Raw genomic sequence first — 19,934 nt, forward strand, 5'->3', positions numbered from 1 at the left:
GCAAATGCAAAGGCTAACATCATTAGGGTTCGAAAGGGGCGAAACAGCAGGCTCATCGATGTTCAATCTTTAGATTGTCTTGACGGGCTTCCCAGCCCTTTTGCTCCAACTCCGGGGTCTCGGAAATTTCCTCTGGGTGGCCCAGACAGAAATAGCCGATGAGTTGCCAGTCATCAGGTACATTCAGGTCACGGTTCAGCTGTTCGGGATCCAGGATCGATACCCAGCCCAGCCCCAGGCCTTCGGCGCGTAGGGATAGCCAGAACAGGGTGATGGCGGTGACGACAGAATAGCGGCGCATTTCCGGCATGGTGCCTGCGCCTAAACCGCGACCTTTGGTGGTCGAGTCGTCGCAGTAGATCGCCAGTTGGACGGGGGCGTCCTGCATGCCGGTTAGTTTCAGCTGCGAATAGATTTTGGCGTTTTCGCCTGAGTAACCTGCCAAGGCGTCGGCATTGGCGGCCTCAAAATTCTTCAAGGCGGCGGCGCGGACCGTCTCGCTGTTGATGCGCAAGATGCGCCAGGGTTCGCTGAGCCCTACAGATGGGGCCAGGCGGATGGCGTCGAGACAGCGCGTGAGCACTGTCTCGTCCACCGGTGTGCTGCGGAACCGGCGCACATCGCGCCGGAGCCGCATCAGCAGATCAAGCTGGCTGCGGAAATCTTCGGAAAACTCAGATCCCCGCAATGCCATGTTCTTATTCCGCGTCGGCTGCTTCAGCAGACTTGGCAGCTTTTTCTTCAGCGCGCTCAACGGCTTTCTTGCCAGGAGTACCCTTTTTAGGGTTGTTGCGCTCGGCCTTATCGCGAACGCCAGCTGCTTCCAGCATACGTGCGATACGGTCAGTTGGCTGTGCGCCTTTGGAGATCCAGTACTGAACGCGCTCGATGTCCATTTTTACACGCTCTTCGCTGTCTTTCGGCAGCAGCGGGTTGTATGTGCCCAGCTTTTCGATGAAGCGACCGTCGCGTGGCATACGGCTGTCAGCCGCAACGATGCGATAGAAAGGACGCTTTTTGGAACCGCCACGGGCGAGACGAATTTTCATAGCCATGAGAGTATCTCCTTTAAAGGCTTTTGTCGGTGGTATTTCCACCGGCATTCTTGGTTGTCGTGGTGCGGTGCGTGCAAGCACACACCCTACGTTGGTTATTCCTGGTGCTTCTTGTGGTGATGGATCACCTCGGTGATGATGAAGTTTAGGAAATTCTTAGCGAATTCGGGGTCGAGATCGGCGCGGTTGGCCAGATCTTCAAGACGGGCAATCTGCGTCGCCTCGCGGGACGGGTCTGAGGGCGGCAGGTCATGTTCTGCTTTCAGCTTGCCCACTGCCTGAGTGTGCTTGAACCGCTCGCCCAGAGTGTAGACGAGGATCGCATCCAGACGGTCGATGCTTTCGCGGTGACCTTTCAGGATCTCCGCAGCGCGTGTCACGTTGTCAGTCAAGGGCCCATCCTTTTGGCTTGAACAGCGGGTCGGCGTAGTGGCTGATTTCCATCTCGATGCCATGTGCGATTTGGCTGTCCTTCAGCACGTCAGCTGAAGGGTGGCGGTAGACCGCGTCGTTGCCGTCAATGGTATTGGCGTCTTTGTCCTTGGTCGCACCCAGACGTTCCGCCAGGCGAATCGAGTCCAGGTTTTTGGGGTCGATATAGCTAACCGCGCCATCCCAGCCTTGTTGGGAATAAAAGTAGTTGCGCGCGGCATGAGTTGCCTCAAGCGCATAACCCCGGCCAGCGGCATCGGGCCAGATGATCCAGGCGATTTCACGCTCCGGCCAACCGGCAGGCATCCAGCCGCCAGCCATGCCGTAGGTCTCATCCGTGACCTTATCATGGATCATCCACATGCCAAATCCGTGGATCTGCCAGTGGCCAATTTCCGCAGCGTAGAGCATCCAGGCTTCATAGGTGTTCAGCGGACCACCCATAAAGCGGGCGCGATAGGAGCTGAACGTAGCCTTGAAATCCGGGTAGTCCTCGGCCTCGGGGCCGCGCAGGATCAACCGGTTGGTTTCTATGGTGGGGATGTTCTGAGTTGGCATTACACTGTCCCCGCTTGGGTCAGGGAGCTTGGGTGACGCCAGACCTGTGTTGGATAGCCAATCACAACGATATCTTTTTCGAACACCGCGCCCATGCGGCCGGCCAGCTTCATCGACTGTGTGTTCTCGGGGTCGATCAGGCTGACGGGGGCATCAATGCCAAAGTTATGTGCGGCGTAGTCACGGGCTGCAGTTGCTGCCTCGAAGGCAAAGCCTTTACCTTCGAAACCTTCGAACAGGGTATAGGCCAGTTCGGGTTCGGGCCACTCGATATGGTGCAGGATGCCTGCCCAGCCCGCAATCTTGCTGGTTGCCTTTTCTTCGATATGCCAGAGGCCATAGCCGCGCATGGCCCAGTGGCCCATACCGCGCAGCAGGGCGCGCCAACAATCGCCGCGCTCCATCTTGCCGCCGACATAGCTGTTTCGATCCCCGGCAAAGAACTCAACCATCGCGTCCAGATCTTCCATGCGATGGCCGCGCAGGATCAGACGTTCAGTTTCCACAACAGGGATGTTCAGCGTCACAGAGGTCATGCGTAGGCCTCCATTCCACCATCGGTCAGGTCATCAGACGACGGATGACGCCAGATTTCCAGTGTGCCATGACGCTCGTGTTCGAACATGCCCTCGAATGTCGCGCCCATGCGTTTGGCGACAGCACGGGAGCCATCGTTGGCCGGTGCAACAAGGCTGATGGTGGTGGTCCAACCCAGAGTGCCATAGGCATATTCGCGCGCGGCCAAGGCAGCCTCGGTTGCGTAGCCTTTGCCCTCAAATCCGTTCATCAGGTCCCAGCCCAATTCGGGCTCGGGCCAACCATTGGGATTCCACAACCCGATGATGCCCGCCAATTTTCTGGTTGCCGTTTCTTCAACAGCCCAACGGCCATAACCACGCAGGGGCCAGTGGCCCAGCTCGGTTGCCAGCATGCGCCAGCTTTGCTCTTCGGTTGCCGGACCACCCACAAACTTCGCCCGATCAGACGCATAAAAGGCGGCGAAGTCCGGGAAATCACCGGCTTCGGGCGCGCGCAGCGTCAGACGTGGGGTTGATATTGTGGGGATTTGCATCAGGCCAGATCCTCGAGCGTGGCAACAGGTGCTGCATCCAGTACCGGACGGGTGAAGCTGCGATCGTAGCGGCGAATACAGCCGGTGCGCTGGGCAAAGGCAAACGCCTTTTGGCAGTCGGCATCATCCATCGAAGCTATGCGATAGGCCTCGTAGGCTGTCAGAGACGGGAACGAGAACTTGGCATAGGCGATATCGTTGGCGCCCTCATGGGGTAGCCAATACCCGTGATGAGTGCCGCCGAAACGATTGACCAGCCCAATCCATACCCGGCCGTACGCTTCAAAAGCGTCGACCTGATTGGGGTCAATTTCGTATGTCAGCGTACAGGTGATCATTTCTTTTTACCAAACCCGCTTAGACCCGGAGGCAGCCCCATGCCGCCACCCAGACCGGGCAGTTTGCCACCCATCTGTTTGGCAGCAGCCTCCAGTGCGGCCTGATCCATGCCGCCCATGTCGCCAGCGCCGGGCATGCCGCCGCCTTTGCCCATCATACCCTTCATGGCTTGTTTGAGCATGCCGCCTTTGCCCATCTTGCCCATCTTCTTCATCATGTCGCCCATCTGGCGGTGCATTTTCAGAAGCTTGTTCAGGTCGGACACTTCCATGCCAGCACCGCGCGCAATCCGCTTTTTGCGGTTGGCTTGCAGCAGCTTGGGGTTGGCGCGTTCTTTCTTGGTCATCGACTGGATCAGCGCGATCTGGCGTTTCAGCACTTTGTCGTCAAACCCGGACTCTTCGACCTGCTTGGCCATTTTGCCCATGCCGGGCATCATCGACATCATGCCTTCCATGCCGCCCATTTGCTGCATTTGTTCCAGCTGAGTGCGCAGGTCGTTCATGTTGAACTGACCCTTCATCATGCGCTTCATCATCTTTTCGGCCTGTTCGGCCTCGATGGTTTCCTGGGCCTTTTCAACCAGCGCGACGATGTCACCCATGCCAAGGATACGGCCGGCGATACGGTCAGGCTCAAACGTTTCGAGCGCGTCCATCTTTTCGCCCATACCGACAAAGCGGATAGGTTTGCCGGTGACGGCGCGCATCGACAGGGCCGCACCGCCGCGTCCGTCGCCGTCCATCCGGGTCAGCACAACGCCCGACACACCGATTTTGTCGTCGAATTCCTGTGCAACCTCGACCGCGACCTGACCAGTCAGGCCATCGACCACCAGCAGAGTCTCGCGAGGCTCGACCACATTGCGGACGTCCTCGACCTCTTGCATCAGCAGTTCGTCGATGTGCAGACGACCCGCGGTATCCAGCATATAGACGTCATAGCCCCCCAAAGAGGCCTGTTGCTTGGCGCGCTTGGCGATGTCGACGGGTTTTTGTCCGGCTACAATCGGTAGCGTGTCAACACCCAGCTGTTTGCCCAGAACCGCCAGCTGTTCCATAGCCGCCGGGCGATAGACATCAAGCGAGGCCATCAGTACCCGTTTGCCGTCCCGTTCCTTCAGGCGCTTGGCCAGCTTACCGGTGGTGGTGGTCTTACCCGACCCCTGCAAACCAACCATCAGGATGGGGGCAGGTGGGTTGTCGATCTTCAGCTGGCCGGGATCGCCGTCGCCTTGCAGGGTGGAGATCAGCGCATCGTGCACGATCTTGACGACCTGTTGGCCGGGGGTCACCGATTTGGTGACGGCCTGTCCGGTGGCTTCACTCTGTACCTTCTTGATGAACTCACGCGCAACGGGCAGCGAGACATCGGCCTCTAGCAGGGCAACACGGACTTCGCGCAGGGCGGTTTTGACGTCTTCTTCGTTCAGAGCGCCCTGTTTGGTGAGCCGGTCAAAGACACCGGATAGGCGTTCGGATAGATTTTCAAACATGCCTCTTGGGCTCCTTTGCCGGTTTCAGTCGTGGCGCCCCTATAGATAGGGAGCAAATGATCCATACACAATTGCCCCCACGGGCGTAACACGCTGGTGGGGGGCGATCCCTGGTACAAGCAGGGACCGGAAGATTAGAGTTCTTCCGGATGTTGGGAGTTGCGTTACGCCTGATCGGTTCTAGAGTCAAGCGGTGCGGCCTTGAGCCACTTGTTTACGGCGTTGACCAGCCGGGCGGGGCCACGGGTGTTGGTGTAGCTGATGACCATAGGGTGAAGGGTGCCGCCGATGTCTAAAGATGGGCGATACATTATACTATTGTTGCCGTTGTTCATCGAGGATGTCGTGGTTTCCAGAACCGCTTTGTCCAACTGTGACAGGGGGTGGGTTTCTTCACTATAGGCATAAAGTGACTGCTTGCGGATGGTGATGAGATTGCTGGCGCAGTCAAAGATCACCTGCACCCGACGCACAAAGGCGACAAAACAGACCGTCCCGATGCCGCCCCCAAACAATCCAAAAGGAATGCCAAACAGAGGTTCCTCAGTTGCAACCAGCAGTCCGGCGCCGACAAAGGCCAGAATGAACAGGATCAAGGCAATGCCAATCAGCCAGGGCTTGTTGGCGATGATCAGTTGTTGAGGTGTGTTGCGGATGATTTTCATGGGTGGGGGTACCATAGCTGCAACTGGGGGGATCAGAAAAGAACTGTTATCAACAAAGTCGAAACACTACCTAATTCAAATGCCAGCGGATCTACTCCTGCCTTTTTCGATGAAGAAAATCCATCCGAGATATAACGCCGATGTTCTTATCGTTTTTGAGTATTTTGGAAATTTCATCGATATGAAGCCGCAAGACCTCGTCATTTCGGAAAGCGATTATGCCATCAGCGGCGCGCTTGCGCACAATGCTTGCCCTATCTTGCGCTCCAAGACGTAGGCAGAGTGGAACATCGACATCAATCTTTAAGTCACGATCGAAGAATGTAGGTTCCTTTCGATATCCCCCCATCGAGCGATCAATCCAAACCGTTTTGCATTTCCATGTCGGCCAACGCACTTTGCGCGTGAGCAGCGCATCCAGTGCTATGGCTCGAATATGCGGTAAGGCGGCTTTGCGCGCTACGTGTTCAAGATGCTGATCGATCCAAGGGTTTCGGAAGATTTCTCGAAAGAGTTGCCCAAGACGGGGTTGTGACGTCTCGATGATATCTCGAAGTAACAGCTCTGCCACGTCCTGCCTCATAAGGGTTGCATCAACAAATGCAGGTCCCTCATTGGACCAGCGCCCCCAATTCGGAACGTGAGGTAGCATTGCCTTCAACGCGGGATAAATCACAGTTGCAGGAGTTGTTGGTAGGCACTTTCGTGCAGCGTGCTTTGCTGCATCGCGAACAATGGGAGACCAATCGTTCATCCGCCAAAAAAGCGAATACACATTTGCTGGCGCAACCAGCGGACCTTCTAGGTGTTTCAAGGCGGCTTCACGAACGCGGCCGTCCCCATGAAACATGAAAATAAGCGGCAGGCCAGTCAATTGCTGAGCAGCTGCTATTTCGGCATTTAGAAGGTGTTTAACTTTTTTATTTGACGACCAGCGATGGTAAAGCGAAAATTCCGCGCGAATACGATACTCCAATTTTGTGAAGTGTTCTGGTCTCGTTTCTGACTGGAGAATTCGGGTTCCAAGGTCGCGGTATCTCTCAACCTTCGGGTCAAGTTTTTCGCTTGAAGTGTCTGTTCCTTTTTTGAAAATGTTCCAAATCACTGAATTTGACCTCTGTACATAATACACGGCTGTGCCGCTGGCGCCTGTCTTTTACGGGCCATCTTCTTGCCAGTTTAATGGTGAACAACCCTAAGGGGAATGCATTTAGTTGCTGACGCACCGAGAATTCAGTTTGCCCTACACTGCTGTCATTTTTGCAGCGAAGTAGTGGGTTGAATTGAGCCGTGCTCGACTAGAGCTTCGCTCTGCGCGGAACAAGGCCGTAGGCCGCCGCGCGATCGCCAGCCCGTACCGGCGGGCTGGCGATTTGGTGGGCTTGCCGCGTCAGACCAATCTCGTACGGATGTTGCAGGCATAAAGTGGCCTTCAAGCGTGTTGGATCGCCACCCCACGGGCAGGCGGTCGCTCGGCTTGGTGATGAGGATCAGTTACTGGGATGCGTTGCGGACGGCTTTTACAATGTGTGGTTCGGATAGCCGTTTTCGTTGTGAGGTGCCGGACAGATGCCGCGATCAATCATTAGTAGCTTTGAGCCCATTGCAACGGAACTTGCGTCTGATAGAAATGTGCAATGATGAAGCTTGATTGGCAGACCGTCGGAGATATTCACAAGAACACGAAGTCCCTTGAGCTTTGGGATGGAGACCAGCAACATATCGCAGATGTTACGCGGTATGACGACACGAACCACCTGAAGATAAACACTTACGGCAATGAACTCGATGTCGCCGCACTTGAGAAAGTGATAGCATTGGCTCTAACCCATCTGGGCGACTTTGAAGATGGTACGCCGCTATCAGAAGCTAGAATGACTCAAGAGGTCTTGCCCTGAGTGACGACAGTTTTGTCCGCACAGCTGGTAAATTTGAAAAATCCGCAGGCTGAAAGTCGCACCTAAATTCCAAAGTGTTGTCCGTGTTGGCGAACCTCTTAACCCCAGTAGAAAAATGGCAGGTAACCTCAAGAGGCACTCAAAGCCCGCACTGGGTGCAAAATCCTATGGGGGGTGCCTTGGTAAGTTGCGCCAGAGTCATTCGCATGTTGAGAACAGCCTGCAAAGTGGGAATGAAAGACAGCTCCGGTATCGCGACACCGCTTGTTTTAGCGGAGATAAATCCCTGTTTGGCCATCTTCATTCCGATCTTTACGTCCTCCAGAGCCGGAAGACCAAGTGGAGGTGGGGGCGGAGGTGCCAGTGTCACACTCAGATTGGTTGAGGCCATCATGCGCATCATCGCTGCTGATTTCTGGCGGGCTTCGGGGCTGCCCATCTGAAGGTTTTCCGAGATGTTTTCGACCATCGACATGGTCATTGAGGCCTTGATCATGAGTTGGATTGGCAGGGATGGCATCATCACCACGGGCAACAGCGGTTTTAGCATCGACGACAGCTTTTGCGCCGCCTCGGCTCCGGGAGCGATGTCCAACTCTTCGGTAATCTCTGCCAGTGGCGGCAGGCTGGCCAGGAATTGCAGTTTTGGCAAAAGGCCCAATGGCAGGGTCGGAGACCAGCTCGGCCGGGGGGCGCTACCGATTTTTTCTGTTACGCTCTCTGCGAAATCGACTTCAAACGGATCCAGACCAGCGGCTTTGAGTTCCGCAACAACAGATGCCATCGCAGAAAACTTTACCATTACACTGGTGTTGACGCTGGCCATCGCCTTGAGAGAAGCGGCTTGTGGTGCGATGCTTTTGGCCATAGCGTCGAGTTCCGCCTGCAGTTTGATGGGGTCAAACAGAGCCATTTTGTTTGGCAGTAGCTTAAGGACGGCTGCAATTTTGACCAAAGGTCCCAGGCCAAAGCCGACCTCTGGCATCGTGAACTTGCTCAGCGGAAGCGCCGAAGCCGCCATGTCCGCAAACGGATCAATCGCGGCGGTTGCACTTGCGGCTGCTTGCAGGTTGACCATTGCGGCGGGCATCATGGGCGGCACGACCAGGCTCGCACACATTTTCGCCATTGCTGCGGCCTTGGCTGATGACTCGGGCGGGATCGCGCAAAAACAAGCGGTCATAACACCCCGTCAAATTTCAAGCCGTTCACCATGTCGTTCTCCTCGTTGATGACAAACGGCGTTTAGTGAATAGCGCCTTTTCACTGGTTCGATCCCCCTCGGAAATCTAACCAGGCTAATTCAAGGTAAAAATGGTTTGCCCATGCTAGGTGCAAATTGCCCTTTTGCACAAGGTCTGCGCCGACAATAACACAACATTTCAAGGTGACGGTTCAACTGGGTTTTTGTCGACTGGAGGTATAGCCCGTTGATACAGATGCCATGTGGTGTGGCCAATGATCGGCAGGGTGAAGATCAGGCCTAGAAAAGCCGGAACCAGTGACAACAGCATGGTGACCGAGATGATCGCCGCCCAGGAGAGCATGACCGTCGGGTTTTTCGTGACAACGCGAATGGACGTGAGCATTGCAGAAACGAAATTGGTTTCCCGGTCGAGCAGCATAGGCATAGCGATGACGGTTACCGAGAACAGCGCAGCCGACAGAATTGCACCTGTGCAGGTTCCAACTGCTAGGAAGGTCCAGCCCTGCGGGGTGAAGAATACTGAGGTCAAAAACCCGTCAAAATCCGCGAAGGATGCATTTTTGAGGATGATCGCCAGCAATAGCCGGATCTGGTAAATCCACACCCAGAATATGAACAGCGTGACAAAGGCCATCCATCCCATTTCGCGTTTGCGTTGATTGGCCATGACGCCAAGGATGTCTGACCACCCGAAGCTCTCTCCCTTTTGCAACCGGCGGGACATTTCATAAAGTCCAGCGGCGGCGAAAGGTGCGACCAGTGGGAAACCGATGATGGCGGGAATGATCATCCAGATCTTGCCGAGCCAGACCAGACACCAAACAAACAGGATGCCAAAAACAGCATAGAACAGACCAAAAAAGCCGCTCATGACAGGGCGCGCCAGAAAGTCCGAAAACCCGGCTTTAAGCGAGGCAGTGATATCGCTCGCAGTCATCTTGTTGACCTTGGGAATGAACGACGGTCGCGGCGCCAGCTTGTCCGGTGGTGTGGATTCTGAGGTCTTGGATGTCATGACACATTCCTCCAGAAGAGGGGTGCTGTGCTGGTCCTTTTGCGAACAAGCCCAACGATAGAATGGCATCCCTCGTTTGCATATAACTTTGCCTCAGTTGGGGTATGCGAGCAAGAGCGGAGCAACGAAGCTGGCCGTTGTCGGAGCAATTGCAGCGTGCAGCCGGAAGCGATTTTGGAACTGTTGTGCGGGCCATGCAAAGATGTCTAACCACCGCCAAGGTCAATAACGCCTTTATGTAATCCGGGAATTCTTTGCCTTTTCCCTCTGTTGATGACCTTGCCCGCCAAATAAAACGCAAAAAGACCTGCCACCAGTTATGGTGGCAGGTCATCAATTTTCGGGACTAGCTCGCTTTGGTGATCGCCAATTGGCGAGAAGTCTTAAGAATTTGAAAAGTAGCTATGCTCAATTTGGCGTACAGGTTTCTGACACCTATCGGTCGAGCTACTCTGCTGTTGTCAGGCAATTACACTCCTTTTACGTCAACTTTGAAATTGGTATAAAATTCAACCTCAATGGTTTCGGAGTAGACAATTCTTGGTGCCATTCCATTGGCCTGAATTGCTTGTGACGCGTCTATGCCCCAGTAATGGCTGCCGCCCACGCGAGGGTTGAAATTGCACGCAATAGCACCTTCAACCGTGGCCTCGATATCTAGATCGACAAGCATTTTCATTCGATGCGCGTAAACTGTTCCTACGGCTTTTTGCCCCGGTTCCAGTTTGAAATCCTGTCCTGCGGATATGCTGGCTCTAACTTCTTTTTGTTCAGCGAACCCCTCACCAACAGTTGAACTGATATTAAAGGACGTTGTGCCTTCCCCACCTGTGCCAAGAACGCTAATCCCGTACTTGATTTCTTGCCCTATCCCAATGGTTACAGACCTGTTTGTCGTCTTTGTGACGCGCTCAACAAAAGTCGCATCGACCGCAATATGACTGTTTGAAACAGATCCTTTCACATCGAAACCAAATTCGGCATGCCCAACGGCCAACACCTCCGGTTCTGCGAACCGTACATTGTGCTTCATTGCTCTCAAGCGAACATTAACTGGTTTCCACTTGTACTTTCCATAGAGGGTCGTTTCATTACTGCTCAAATATGCATCGTTTGGATAACAATCACTGTCGCTGTCAGAAGCGCCATTTCTGTTTTTGAGATGCGAGAGAGCGTAACTCTTGACTACATCTTTAATGCGGTTATCCAGATGAAACGCGGGTTTGTCAGCGTCCCTAATTGGGTAAACTTCGTCGCCATTGATATTCACTTCAGCTGAGCCTTCGATGTCAGCGGCAACGATACTTATTTTAATAGTCATGTATTAATCCCTGTTTTTATTGATGAACTAGTCAACTAAGGGGTATTTGGAAGTAAATTTCTACCCATTTATTTTGGTTTCCTAGTTGGATTTTTTCATATTCAGGGCGGATAATCGGGGAACTATGAGCGTTGTGAAGAATGTGTACACCTGATGGTATGGGCACATCTGTCGTAGTGCGTTGATATGCACCTTTAGTTGATGTTGACCCCAACAAGGTTTTCAACTTTGTGCCGCATTTCGCTGATAACCTTAAAGTAGTGGAATGATGTTTTCTCGGTTGTGGTGTATCTGAAGCTTTGGGATCGCTTGATTTGCCGATCTGCATGGCGTCCAATGGAGCTTGGGCAAGGATTGGATCCGCAATCGAGAAGAAACAGCTCGCGCTGTTTTTCCAAGACCGCATTTTCAGTTCGTGCGACATTCGGCCCTTGACCCCAGCCGCCCCTTGGCAAACACTCGGAACCATACCGCCATGGCCCGACTCCCGAACCGGGGGGTCACCAAGCGACCAGACGGGGCGAGGCAGAGCTCATATTCAGACAGTCAACGCGGCTGAGACATCCGCGCTTCCCTTTCGTGCAGCCATTTGGACGCCGAGGAGGAAATTGAGTATGAGGGTATTTACGATTTTGGGGCCGTCGCAGTCGGGAAAGTCGACACTTGCGGCAGCTTCGGCCGCGCTGGAGGGCACGGCTGGCAAGCGTCAGGACGTGGCGCAGGTGGCGGCGTTGCAGCCGTTCCAATTTATGAAAGAAGACTGGGCTGCGATTGATGTTGCCGGTGGCCCGGAAAACCTGTCACAGGCGGGGCCTGCCCTGGCGGCCAGCGATGCGGCGGTGCTGGTGGTCCCGGCGGATGCCGAGGCGGCGGTGCTCAGCGCACCGTATATCCGGTTGATCGAAGAGGCGGGCATCCCCGCCTTTCTTTTTATCAATCGCATGGATGTGGCGCCACACCGGGTGGCGCGGATTGTCGAATCCCTGCAGACCTATTGCCGTCATAATCTGGTGCTGCGACAGGTGCCAATGCGCGAGCATGGTGAGGTCGTCGGCGCAGTTGATTTGATCTCGGAACGGGCCTGGAAATACAACGAAGGCAGGCCCTCGGCACTGATCAAACTGCCCCGCGACATGATCAGCCGCGAACAAGAAGCCCGTGGCGAGATGCTGGAGACACTGGCTGATTTTGATGATCACCTGATGGAAGAACTGATCGAAGATCATAAGATCCTGACGGATGAAGTTTATGATGTTGCCACCAAGGTGCTGCAGCACAATGACTTATTGCCGGTGCTGCTGGGCGCGGCCAGTCATTGCAACGGTGTCATGCGGTTGATGAAATCACTGCGGCACGAGGCCCCGGATGTGGGCGCAACACTGAAACGTCTGTCCGGCAAATCAAAACTGGGAGGCGAGGTGGTTGGCATTGGTTGTCTGGCGGATCTGGTTAAACATCTGGGCAAGACAATTACAGTGCGGGCGATGGATGGCGCGATGGGCAGCGACGTGCCTGTGGCCGGTGCAACGTTGGGATCGTTAACCGGGCTGGCCAAAGGGTCAAACGGTGGCGGGCTGGCCTCTGGTGATCTGGGGCAGGCGGTGAAGTCTGACCATCTGAACATGGGCTACGCCTATATGCGCGATGGCAGCGCTGCGCTGCCGGGTTGGGCGCAACCGCATCCTTCAACCTTTCGCCGGGTGGTGACGCCGGTGCGGGATCGCGATGATGCGAGACTGTCTGTGGCCCTGGAACGGCTGGGTGAAATTGATCCGGCATTGGTGGTTGAGCAACATCCGCAGACTGGTCATGCGGTGCTGAATGCGCAGGGTCCACTGCATATGCGACGGCTGCTTGGGATGCTGAAAAAGGGATTTGGTATCGAGGTTGAAGAGGCCGTGGTGCCACCCGCCCTGCGTGAAACCATTACCCGCGCCGTTGAAATCCAGCATCGTCATCGCAAGCAATCTGGTGGGGCCGGGCAATTTGCGGATATCAAGATTGAAATACGCCCGGAACCGCGCGGCAGTGGCTTTCACTTTGAGGAACATATCAAAGGCGGTGCTGTGCCCAAGAACTACATCCCATCGGTTGAGGCGGGCGCCCGCGAGGCATTGGCAGAGGGGCTGAATGGGCACCCGGTTGATGATCTTTGTGTGATCCTGAAAGACGGCAAACACCATTCGGTGGACAGTTCGGACTTTGCCTTTCGCATGGCTGGGAAAAACGCGGTGCGTGAAGCGTTGAAAGAAGCGGGCGCGGTACTGTTGCAACCCATCATGCGGGTGCATATCCATGTGCCTTCGGTGTTTACTGGCGGCTTGGTGCCGGTGGTCAGCGGTATGAAGGGGCAGATCCTGGGGTTTGAAAACAACCCGGATGCGGCTGGCTGGGATGTGTTTGAAACCCTGCTGCCGATGGCGGTTCAGGATGAGCTGTGCAGTTCATTGGCCAGTGTCACCCGCGGCACGGGTTGGTTCAGTACCGATTTTGACCACTACCAAGAGGCCAAGCGTGCGGACTTTGCCGAGGCATAAGGCGGCCAAGCTATCCAAAACTATTGGTGCCCGGCTGTAATTGGTCGGGCACTTGGCTTTTCTACCTCTTGCATTCCACCAAGGTTCCGCGTGATCTGCACTGACTGTAGTTTTTCGACGGACTGACCTGATATGGACGACACACCTCAAGATTTGGATAGCATGCCAGTTTCCTCAGACGCCCTGCTGGCGCAGTTGAATGAATGGGGGCTGGGATACGTCCTGCATGAACACCCTCCGCTACATTCCGTGGGCGAAGCCAAAGAAGTTGAGGCGGCGATGGTGGTGCCGGGTGAGAACGCGTTGCGGGTGAAAAACCTGTACCTACGGGATCGCAAAAAGCGCAATTATCTGGTGACGCTGGAGCAGGACCGCAAGATCGACCTAAAGGAACTGGGTGCAGAACTGGGGGTTGGGAAACTGTCGTTTGGATCACCCGAGCGGCTGATGCAGCATCTGGGTCTGTTTCCCGGTGCAGTGACGCCGCTGTCGATGATCACCGGGGTGCAGAACGAGGTACAGTTCTATATGGACGCTGCCGCGCAACAGGCTGATGTGATTTACATGCACCCGCTGGTGAACACTCGGACGGTTGGGATGAAGCGGGCGGATTTTCTGGCGTTCTTTGAGCACATTGGCTGTGCGGTCAGCTGGGTCTAAGCCAGCCTTTTGGCCCGACAGGGTGTTTGCCTTGTTGGGTTATCTGCTGTTTTGTGGTTTGGTCTTGTGTCTACCCAATTTGGTCACATGGGGCGACGTCGCCAAAAAGCGGATGTGGTCGGGGAATTTTTACCGTAAAGGCGCCGTTTTGGTTGTTTGCCGTTCACTAAAGGTCGTAGGTTTTCATTAGTGTTGGGGAAAGAAAAGATGAAGTCCCTTTTTTATTCTGTATTTGTTGCGCTAGTTACCTTTGCATTCATTTTAAGGGCGCTGCACGTAGCGCTAAATGCCGACAATAGCGTTTCAGAAAGGCTTGGGGGAGTAACTTTTCTACTGATTGTGGTTCCACTTTTTTTGTATCCATTGGTTCACTTCTTGAAAAATATAATTAGAGGACGCGGCAACGATGAGTGATTTGCCCTTCAATATCCCCTGAGCGCAATCGGCTCAAAGTATCGGAGAGATGCTGCCGGAAAGTCGCCTAAACGCGCTGGATGAGGACTAGTCATGTGGCGGCAAAAATGAGTCTTTCAATTGTCCCTATTGGGTGAGTGGCAATTGGCGTGACTTGGGCAACTCGGTTAAGGCTAAAATTTTCCCACCGGGGGGGGTATGTCGGGCAGCGCCTGACCTTGTATCTAGCTTTCCAGGGTTTTCAGTTGAGTTGGCAGATATTTCTGTCCAGCAGGATTGACCAACCAAGCGGCGGCTCGGTTGGTTGCTGACTGTTTGTGATACTGTCTTGCCGTAAATCGTAGCAGCAAAGTTAAGAATGGCGACGTCGCCACAGCGGAAGCGGGCGGGAGATCAGTCCCACAGGCTAAACGTTGTCTCTGCGTGCCCCTAGATTATCGGGACCCTGTTCCAAATGCCGGAGTGTCAGGCCCGGCAGTAATCGCGATTGGGCGATACTATGGCAGGCATAGGACAATTCGGGGTAAAGTGAGCGCGCGCTGGCTATGCAACAGGTCTGGTTCAGGTTGCTTTTTCGTCACTCAACGCCAGGTCCAATGCAGCAGCGACATGGGCAGCGGATGGATTGACGAATAGAAAGCCTTCGGCCCGGAAGCTGACGTCATCAATGTGATCAGGAAAGGCGAGTGGCAGTTCGGTGCAGGCCAGCAGGATGGCAGTGTCGGGGGTGGCGTGGCGTTTGCAGAAGGCTAGTAACCGGTCGCGTGCTTTGTCAGAGCCACCTGAATAGAAGTCTTCGTCGATCATCGCCTGCATTTCGGCGATTTCAGTGTCTGTCAGCCTGTCGTTGCTGGCGATGCCGTGGGAGGCCAGTGACTCGGCATAATTGGTGGCCTGCATAGTGACAGTTGTGCCGAGGACCAAGGCGCTGGTCGCCCCAGTGGCGGCGGTGGCTTTGGCGGCCTCGTCGAGGATGCTGATAATTGGGATGTTTACGCCGCGGCGGATCGCATGCAGGCGGGTGTGTGGCGTATTGCTGGCCATCAGTGCAAAATCACAACCTGCGTTTTCCAGCGTTAACATTGCCGCGCGGAATACGGCGTCGAACGCAGCCCAGCTGGCCTCGTCCCCCGGTGTGCCGCGCAGGCTGCGGGTGTGGGCCTGAGTGACGGATTCGATTGTGATTGGGGGAACGGGTAAGGGGGATGTGGCGCCCTGGGCTTCGAAAAAGGTGCCGGACCCTTTGGCGATTGCGCGGTAGTAATCCACGGTTGAGGCCCAGCCAACGCCGCCAAGAATGCCAATCTTCTTCATCAAAATACCCGCCTGTTACTGCAATTGTTGGCAGCGTGGCCGATGGTGGGGTTGCGTGCAAGAGTAGCTTGCCGCCGACCATTGTCAGGTCGACGGCAGATGTTGGTTTAGGCGGCCAGTGCATCGATTGCGGTGTTGGCCCGCGCCATAGCGGCGTCTGCATCGGCCATCAGCGCATCGGCGGGGACAAACTGAACGTCGGTGATGCCGACAAAGCCCATGACGTGGCGCAGGTATCCGCTGAAAAAGTCGATGTCCGAGCCAAACTGAGTTCCGCCGGAAGCCACCGCGATGATGGCGCGTTTGCCTTCGAGCAATCCTTTGGGGCCGGTTTCAGAGTATGAAAAGGTTAGGCCCACACGGGCAATCAGGTCGATCCAGGCCTTAAGGCTGGCGGGGACTGCGAAATTGTAGACCGGAGTGCCGATTACAATGGTGTCCGCCGCCTTTAGCTCTTCGACCAGTTGGTCAGAGAGGGCCAGCAAATCACGCTGCACGGCATCGCGGTCATCGGCAGGTGTGAAGTTGGCGTTGATCCAGTTTTCGGTCAGCTGGGGCAGCGGAGAGGCGAGATCACGGCGGATCACCTCATCGGCACCTAGACGCTCGACGATTTGTGCGCTTAAGCTACGCGAGGTGGAACCTTGATAGCGGGCAGAGGAATCGATGTGCAATACGGTCTGTGTCATGTCGGCTGTCCTGTGTTTGTTTGCTGACAACAGAAATGGGTCATTGCAATTTTGAACGCAACGCCTGACAACTCACATTAGATGTGCGAATATGCGCAGAGAAAGCGCGATTGAGGAGCAGCAAAATGGACAATTGGGACGAAGTTCGGACCGCCTATCAAGTGGCGCGGATGGGCACAGTCAGCGGTGCGGCTGAGGTGCTGGGCGTGCACCACGCCACCGTGATCCGTCATATTGATGCCATTGAAGCCAGATTGGGCGTGAAACTGTTCCAACGCCATGCCCGGGGGTACACCGCGACCGAATCCGGAGCGGACCTGTTGCGGGTGGCGCAGGCGACGGATGATCAGTTCAATCAGCTGGTTGGGCGGCTCAAGGGGCAGGGCGATGATGTTTCAGGAGAGCTGGTGGTGACCTCACTGGCGTCTTTTGCCCATGTCCTGGTGCCGGTGCTTAAGAAGTTTCAGGATATGCACCCGGGTCTGATCATTCGCTATTTAACCGGGGACCGTCTGTTTCGTCTGGAATATGGTGAGGCGCATGTGGCGATCAGGGCGGGATCCGCACCGGATCAGCCTGACAATGTTGTGCAGCCCTTTGTGCCCCAACAGGTCGGTCTTTACGCGACAAAGGCCTATGTCGAACAGTACGGAACGCTGAAAGGGTTGGAGGACTTCGGCAATCACAAGTTCATCGGAACTGATGACGAAACGCCCCGGGCGCCGTTTTCCCGCTGGCTAAAAGAGCATGCACCCAACGAGGCGATCGCGTTTCGGTGTACCAATACCGTAACCATGCAAGAAGCAGTCCTGGCGGGAGTTGGAATTGGCTTTATGTCCGTCTGGGAGGCTGCGCGCCATCCAGAAATCGTACAGATGATGGATCACTTGTCCGAATGGGAAGGGCGATTGTGGTTGGTCACCCATGTTGACTTGCACCGCACGACCAAAGTGCAGAGCTTTCTGACGTTTTTGAAAGATAACGCCAAGGATTGGTGTAAATGAGCAATGCAATGCGCGGCCATTTGGCGATGCTGATGTTTTCAGCACTGGTGGCCGGGTCCTTTTCTCTGGGCTCAATGATCGCCAATGACATTGCCCCAGCGGCACTAAATGCCGCGCGTTTTATCGTTGCGGCGATGGTGATCGGCGCGGTGGCTATGGCGACGCATGGGTTGCGGGTCGAGCAATTCCGTGCGCCCTGGCGGTTTGTCCTGCTGGGCGGGATGTTTGCGATCTATTTTGTGCTGATGTTCTACGGATTAAAAACAGCGGCGCCGGTCAGTGCTGCGGCTGTATTTACCCTGACCCCGGTGATCAGTGCGATTGCTGGATGGTTTCTGCTACGTCAGATAACCACGCCTCGTATGGCGCTGGCCCTGGCAATTGGTGGCGCAGGGGCCCTGTGGGTGATCTTTCGGGCGGATTGGGCGACCTTCCGCGCCTTTCAGATTGGCCAGGGGGAGATGATCTATTTTTGGGGCTGCGTGGCGCATGCCGTTTATACCCCATTGGTGCGCAAGTTTAATCGCGGCGAACCTGCTGTGGTTTTCACTTTTGGTATGCTGGTGGCGGGCTCAGCAATCTTGTTGGTGTTTGGTTGGAGCGACATCCGGGCCACCAATTGGCTGCAGTTGCCGACGATGGTCTGGATCGGGCTTGGCTATCTGGCGATCTGCGCCAGTTCTGCCACGTTTGTCCTGCTTCAGTTTGCAGCGCTAAACCTGCCTTCGGCCAAGGTGATGGCCTATACCTACCTGACACCGAGCTGGGTGATTGTCTGGGAGCTTGCCTTGGGTCGCTCTGCGCCAACGGGTCTGATCCTGGTGGGGATCTTGATGACGGTGATTGCACTGCTGATGTTGTTAAAAGACGAGTCTAAGCCAAAGCCCGCAATGGCCTGAGGTTACTTGTCGGGGTTGTCAGGTAGCTCAGCCGCCAGGAACCGCTCAAACGCCTCTAGGTGAACCGGTTCGAACTGGCCAAACCCTTGCATCCAGATGCTGGCCCCACGCATGGCGTCTGGTTGCAATTTGCACCATTTCACCCGGCCGCGTTTTTCCTGCGCGATCAGCCCGGCACGGGTGAGGATCATCAGGTGTTTGGAAATGGCCGCCAGAGAAATTGAAAACGGCTCGGCCACATCCGTGACGGCCATGTCGTCTTCTAGCAACATAGTCAGAATCGCCCTGCGGGTGGGGTCGGCCAAGGCAGCAAAGACAGTATCTAACGGATCACTCATATCGTCCTACCTAAACCGCAACTTCTGGATCGACAATCCCGACAACCTGCGGTCATAAGTCGGGACACATCAAAGGACGCGCGCAATGGCACTCAAATACTGGGCAGTGATTTTTGTTCTTGGCATTGGCTGGGGCATGTCGTTCATGTTCAACGCCATCCTTCTGCGTGAGTTGGGGCCACTATCGGTGGCGATGGGTCGGGTTGGTTTGGGCGCGCTGGGCTGCTGGATCTATGTGCTGGCGACACGCAAACCGATAAAGATAACCCTGCGCCGCGCAGTGGCGTTGCTGGGATTTGGTGTGTTGAGCTATGCCGCACCCTTTGCCTTCTACGCGCTGGGCCAGCAGCATATCGCCAGCGGCGTGGCCGGCATTATCAACGCCATCACCCCTGCCTTTGCCGTTATCGTCTCGCATTTCTGGCCGGGGGGGGAACGCGCCACCGTGCTCAAGTCATTCGGCGTTCTTTGTGGCATTGGCGGCATTGTGGTTCTGTCGCTTCCCGTGCTGCAATCGGGCCAGAGCTCGGCGCTCTGGGCGGTTCTGCTGACTCTCTGTGCCCCTCTCTGCTACTCGTTTTCGGTCAATCTGGCGCGGGCCTTTCGCGATATGGAGGCGGTTGTGCTGGTTGCGTTGGCCCTGACAGGTGCGACGATTGCGATTGTCCCGCTGGCACTGTGGAGCGAAGGGGTGCCAGTGATCACGCGGATGGAAACCTGGGCTGCTTTGGCAGTGATTGGGTTCATTCTGACCTCGGCGGCTTTCATTGTGTTCTACTGGGTGCTTCCCAAAGTAGGACCGACCAATATCACCATGGTCACATTTATTGCTCCGATTTCTGCGCTGATCCTTGGGTCCTGGATTTTGGGTGAAACTCTGCTGCCCGCGCACCTGATTGGCATGGGGGCGATCCTATTGGGCCTGCTGCTGATCGATGGGCGCATTGTGCGCGCAATGCGACCGAGATCGGCCAAAACGCAAGATCAACCCATTGGTTGAATATAGGTTTCGAAGACCAGGA

22 protein-coding genes are annotated in these 19,934 nt (G+C 55.3%); 6 read left to right on the forward strand and 16 right to left on the reverse strand.

Translation table 11 applies throughout. The annotated features are described in order from the left end of the window. Positions 1-52 precede the first annotated feature (52 nt). From bluB to FEE96_RS14375, 10 genes are all read right to left on the reverse strand, one after another. Positions 53-694 carry a 5,6-dimethylbenzimidazole synthase gene (gene bluB / locus FEE96_RS14330; RefSeq protein WP_138163809.1) on the reverse strand — a complete coding sequence of 214 codons (642 nt, stop codon included), beginning with the start codon at positions 692-694 and terminating at the stop codon, positions 53-55. A gap of 4 nt (positions 695-698) precedes the next feature. Further along, entirely contained in the window at positions 699-1,055 is a 357-nt protein-coding gene (gene rpsP, locus FEE96_RS14335; RefSeq protein WP_138163810.1) for a 30S ribosomal protein S16, read from the reverse strand. 95 nt (positions 1,056-1,150) lie between these two features. After that, positions 1,151-1,447 (reverse strand): chorismate mutase, encoded by a 297-nt coding sequence (locus tag FEE96_RS14340; RefSeq protein WP_138163811.1) that lies wholly within the window; start codon positions 1,445-1,447, stop codon positions 1,151-1,153. Further along, entirely contained in the window at positions 1,440-2,045 is a 606-nt protein-coding gene (locus tag FEE96_RS14345) for a GNAT family N-acetyltransferase (RefSeq protein ID WP_138163812.1), read from the reverse strand. The genes FEE96_RS14340 and FEE96_RS14345 overlap by 8 nt, the downstream gene beginning before the upstream one ends. Then, positions 2,045-2,581: a GNAT family N-acetyltransferase gene (locus FEE96_RS14350; protein ID WP_138163813.1), complete on the reverse strand. Its 537-nt coding sequence runs from the start codon at positions 2,579-2,581 to the stop codon at positions 2,045-2,047. Before FEE96_RS14350 ends, FEE96_RS14345 begins: the two co-directional genes overlap by 1 nt. Then, a complete protein-coding gene (locus FEE96_RS14355) occupies positions 2,578-3,117 on the reverse strand; it encodes a GNAT family N-acetyltransferase (RefSeq protein WP_171021716.1) in 540 nt (179 codons plus the stop codon). Before FEE96_RS14355 ends, FEE96_RS14350 begins: the two co-directional genes overlap by 4 nt. Next, complete coding sequence (locus FEE96_RS14360) at positions 3,117-3,455, reverse strand: NIPSNAP family protein (RefSeq protein ID WP_138163815.1); 339 nt, start codon at positions 3,453-3,455, stop codon at positions 3,117-3,119. The genes FEE96_RS14355 and FEE96_RS14360 overlap by 1 nt, the downstream gene beginning before the upstream one ends. Next, the gene (ffh, locus tag FEE96_RS14365) at positions 3,452-4,951 is read right to left on the reverse strand and encodes a signal recognition particle protein (protein WP_138163816.1); all 1,500 of its coding nucleotides are present in this window, start codon (positions 4,949-4,951) and stop codon (positions 3,452-3,454) included. The genes FEE96_RS14360 and ffh overlap by 4 nt, the downstream gene beginning before the upstream one ends. A 164-nt stretch (positions 4,952-5,115) precedes the next feature. After that, entirely contained in the window at positions 5,116-5,616 is a 501-nt protein-coding gene (locus FEE96_RS14370) for a hypothetical protein (RefSeq protein ID WP_138163817.1), read from the reverse strand. A gap of 91 nt (positions 5,617-5,707) precedes the next feature. Continuing rightward, positions 5,708-6,721, reverse strand: coding sequence for a hypothetical protein (locus FEE96_RS14375; RefSeq protein WP_138163818.1), 1,014 nt, complete (start codon positions 6,719-6,721; stop codon positions 5,708-5,710). A 532-nt stretch (positions 6,722-7,253) separates the two neighbouring features. On the opposite strand from FEE96_RS14375, the gene FEE96_RS14380 reads away from it, so the two are divergent. After that, entirely contained in the window at positions 7,254-7,514 is a 261-nt protein-coding gene (locus tag FEE96_RS14380) for a hypothetical protein (RefSeq protein ID WP_138163819.1), read from the forward strand. A gap of 139 nt (positions 7,515-7,653) precedes the next feature. Here FEE96_RS14380 and FEE96_RS14385 read toward each other — a convergent pair whose 3' ends face one another. The 3 genes from FEE96_RS14385 to FEE96_RS14395 all read right to left on the reverse strand — a co-directional run bounded on the left by FEE96_RS14385 (position 7,654) and on the right by FEE96_RS14395 (position 11,057). Then, positions 7,654-8,643, reverse strand: a complete 990-nt coding sequence (locus FEE96_RS14385) for a hypothetical protein (protein ID WP_138163820.1) — start codon at positions 8,641-8,643, stop codon at positions 7,654-7,656. Positions 8,644-8,896: 253 nt separating this feature from the next. Then, positions 8,897-9,736 (reverse strand): DUF2189 domain-containing protein, encoded by an 840-nt coding sequence (locus FEE96_RS14390; RefSeq protein WP_138163821.1) that lies wholly within the window; start codon positions 9,734-9,736, stop codon positions 8,897-8,899. 469 nt (positions 9,737-10,205) lie between these two features. Then, complete coding sequence (locus FEE96_RS14395) at positions 10,206-11,057, reverse strand: hypothetical protein (RefSeq protein WP_138163822.1); 852 nt, start codon at positions 11,055-11,057, stop codon at positions 10,206-10,208. 614 nt (positions 11,058-11,671) lie between these two features. Between FEE96_RS14395 and FEE96_RS14400 the strand changes: the two genes are divergently transcribed. Then, complete coding sequence (locus FEE96_RS14400; RefSeq protein WP_138163823.1) at positions 11,672-13,594, forward strand: elongation factor G; 1,923 nt, start codon at positions 11,672-11,674, stop codon at positions 13,592-13,594. A gap of 132 nt (positions 13,595-13,726) precedes the next feature. Beyond that, entirely contained in the window at positions 13,727-14,254 is a 528-nt protein-coding gene (locus FEE96_RS14405; RefSeq protein ID WP_138163824.1) for a prolyl-tRNA synthetase associated domain-containing protein, read from the forward strand. Between the two features lie 975 nt (positions 14,255-15,229). On the opposite strand, the gene FEE96_RS14410 is transcribed toward FEE96_RS14405, so the two are convergent. Both FEE96_RS14410 and FEE96_RS14415 read right to left on the reverse strand, forming a co-directional pair. After that, positions 15,230-15,982: an aspartate/glutamate racemase family protein gene (locus FEE96_RS14410; RefSeq protein WP_138163825.1), complete on the reverse strand. Its 753-nt coding sequence runs from the start codon at positions 15,980-15,982 to the stop codon at positions 15,230-15,232. Positions 15,983-16,089: 107 nt separating this feature from the next. Then, a complete protein-coding gene (locus FEE96_RS14415; RefSeq protein WP_138163826.1) occupies positions 16,090-16,671 on the reverse strand; it encodes an FMN-dependent NADH-azoreductase in 582 nt (193 codons plus the stop codon). Between the two features lie 125 nt (positions 16,672-16,796). Here FEE96_RS14415 and FEE96_RS14420 point away from each other — a divergent pair, with 125 nt between their 5' ends. After that, on the forward strand, positions 16,797-17,675 hold the full coding sequence (locus FEE96_RS14420; protein ID WP_138163827.1) for a LysR family transcriptional regulator: 879 nt from the start codon (positions 16,797-16,799) through the stop codon (positions 17,673-17,675). Then, positions 17,672-18,574: a DMT family transporter gene (locus FEE96_RS14425; RefSeq protein ID WP_138163828.1), complete on the forward strand. Its 903-nt coding sequence runs from the start codon at positions 17,672-17,674 to the stop codon at positions 18,572-18,574. Before FEE96_RS14420 ends, FEE96_RS14425 begins: the two co-directional genes overlap by 4 nt. A 2-nt stretch (positions 18,575-18,576) precedes the next feature. Here FEE96_RS14425 and FEE96_RS14430 read toward each other — a convergent pair whose 3' ends face one another. Further along, positions 18,577-18,912: an ArsR/SmtB family transcription factor gene (locus FEE96_RS14430; RefSeq protein WP_138163829.1), complete on the reverse strand. Its 336-nt coding sequence runs from the start codon at positions 18,910-18,912 to the stop codon at positions 18,577-18,579. 85 nt (positions 18,913-18,997) lie between these two features. On the opposite strand from FEE96_RS14430, the gene FEE96_RS14435 reads away from it, so the two are divergent. Next, positions 18,998-19,912 carry a DMT family transporter gene (locus tag FEE96_RS14435; protein WP_138163830.1) on the forward strand — a complete coding sequence of 305 codons (915 nt, stop codon included), beginning with the start codon at positions 18,998-19,000 and terminating at the stop codon, positions 19,910-19,912. Positions 19,913-19,934: the final 22 nt, after the last annotated feature.

The sequence above is a fragment of the Parasedimentitalea maritima genome (assembly GCF_005771405.1).
Taxonomy (GTDB): Bacteria; Pseudomonadota; Alphaproteobacteria; order Rhodobacterales; family Rhodobacteraceae; genus Parasedimentitalea; species Parasedimentitalea maritima.

Bases quoted from the DNA above. Each gene is read 5' to 3' on its own strand.
- bluB (WP_138163809.1), bottom strand. From the start codon at position 694: ATGGCATTGCGGGGATCTGAGTTTTCCGAAGATTTCCGCAGCCAGCTT.
- rpsP (WP_138163810.1), bottom strand. From the start codon at position 1,055: ATGGCTATGAAAATTCGTCTCGCCCGTGGCGGTTCCAAAAAGCGTCCT.
- FEE96_RS14345 (WP_138163812.1), bottom strand. From the start codon at position 2,045: ATGCCAACTCAGAACATCCCCACCATAGAAACCAACCGGTTGATCCTG.
- FEE96_RS14350 (WP_138163813.1), bottom strand. From the start codon at position 2,581: ATGACCTCTGTGACGCTGAACATCCCTGTTGTGGAAACTGAACGTCTG.
- FEE96_RS14355 (WP_171021716.1), bottom strand. From the start codon at position 3,117: ATGCAAATCCCCACAATATCAACCCCACGTCTGACGCTGCGCGCGCCC.
- FEE96_RS14360 (WP_138163815.1), bottom strand. From the start codon at position 3,455: ATGATCACCTGTACGCTGACATACGAAATTGACCCCAATCAGGTCGAC.
- ffh (WP_138163816.1), bottom strand. From the start codon at position 4,951: ATGTTTGAAAATCTATCCGAACGCCTATCCGGTGTCTTTGACCGGCTC.
- FEE96_RS14370 (WP_138163817.1), bottom strand. From the start codon at position 5,616: ATGAAAATCATCCGCAACACACCTCAACAACTGATCATCGCCAACAAG.
- FEE96_RS14380 (WP_138163819.1), top strand. From the start codon at position 7,254: ATGATGAAGCTTGATTGGCAGACCGTCGGAGATATTCACAAGAACACG.
- FEE96_RS14385 (WP_138163820.1), bottom strand. From the start codon at position 8,643: ATGGCGAAAATGTGTGCGAGCCTGGTCGTGCCGCCCATGATGCCCGCC.
- FEE96_RS14390 (WP_138163821.1), bottom strand. From the start codon at position 9,736: ATGACATCCAAGACCTCAGAATCCACACCACCGGACAAGCTGGCGCCG.
- FEE96_RS14395 (WP_138163822.1), bottom strand. From the start codon at position 11,057: ATGACTATTAAAATAAGTATCGTTGCCGCTGACATCGAAGGCTCAGCT.
- FEE96_RS14400 (WP_138163823.1), top strand. From the start codon at position 11,672: ATGAGGGTATTTACGATTTTGGGGCCGTCGCAGTCGGGAAAGTCGACA.
- FEE96_RS14405 (WP_138163824.1), top strand. From the start codon at position 13,727: ATGGACGACACACCTCAAGATTTGGATAGCATGCCAGTTTCCTCAGAC.
- FEE96_RS14410 (WP_138163825.1), bottom strand. From the start codon at position 15,982: ATGAAGAAGATTGGCATTCTTGGCGGCGTTGGCTGGGCCTCAACCGTG.
- FEE96_RS14415 (WP_138163826.1), bottom strand. From the start codon at position 16,671: ATGACACAGACCGTATTGCACATCGATTCCTCTGCCCGCTATCAAGGT.
- FEE96_RS14420 (WP_138163827.1), top strand. From the start codon at position 16,797: ATGGACAATTGGGACGAAGTTCGGACCGCCTATCAAGTGGCGCGGATG.
- FEE96_RS14425 (WP_138163828.1), top strand. From the start codon at position 17,672: ATGAGCAATGCAATGCGCGGCCATTTGGCGATGCTGATGTTTTCAGCA.
- FEE96_RS14430 (WP_138163829.1), bottom strand. From the start codon at position 18,912: ATGAGTGATCCGTTAGATACTGTCTTTGCTGCCTTGGCCGACCCCACC.
- FEE96_RS14435 (WP_138163830.1), top strand. From the start codon at position 18,998: ATGGCACTCAAATACTGGGCAGTGATTTTTGTTCTTGGCATTGGCTGG.